Source organism: Streptomyces glaucescens (assembly GCF_002154375.1).
Taxonomy (GTDB): Bacteria; Actinomycetota; Actinomycetes; order Streptomycetales; family Streptomycetaceae; genus Streptomyces; species Streptomyces glaucescens.
This window is the reverse complement of sequence record NZ_MUND01000203.1, coordinates 1-362: the sequence shown is the minus strand read 5'-3', so window position 1 is coordinate 362 and position 362 is coordinate 1. Positions and strand designations below refer to the sequence as shown.

Sequence of the window (362 nt, the reverse complement as noted above, 5' to 3'; positions counted from 1 at the left end):
TCCAGCAGGCGGGAGTGCTGCTCGCCGGGCGTGAAGCACTGCTCCTCGCCCCACTGGCGCAGGGCGACGATCACCGGGAACAAGGCGCGGCCCTTGTCCGTGAGGAGGTACTCGCGGTGGGTGCCGCCGTCCGGCGCGGGCACCCCGCGGAGCACTCCGGCTTCCTCCAGTGCGCGCAGCCGCGCCACCAGGATGTTCTTGGCGATGCCGAGGCTGCGGTGGAACTCGCCGAAGCGACGGCTGCCGTCGAAGGCGTCCCGCACGATCAGCAGTGACCACCAGTCGCCGATGGCGTTCACCGACCGGGCGACGGGGCAGGGGTCGGCGTCGAAACGGGTGCGCGCGACCATCGTCGGCTCCTC

1 protein-coding gene is annotated in these 362 nt (G+C 72.1%); it reads right to left on the bottom strand.

Features of this window, described 5'->3' with window-relative positions:
* A partial coding sequence (locus tag CCN42_RS15180; protein WP_086736175.1) for a winged helix-turn-helix transcriptional regulator occupies nucleotides 1–350 on the bottom strand: 350 nt, incomplete at its 3' end.
* Nucleotides 351–362: the final 12 nt, after the last annotated feature.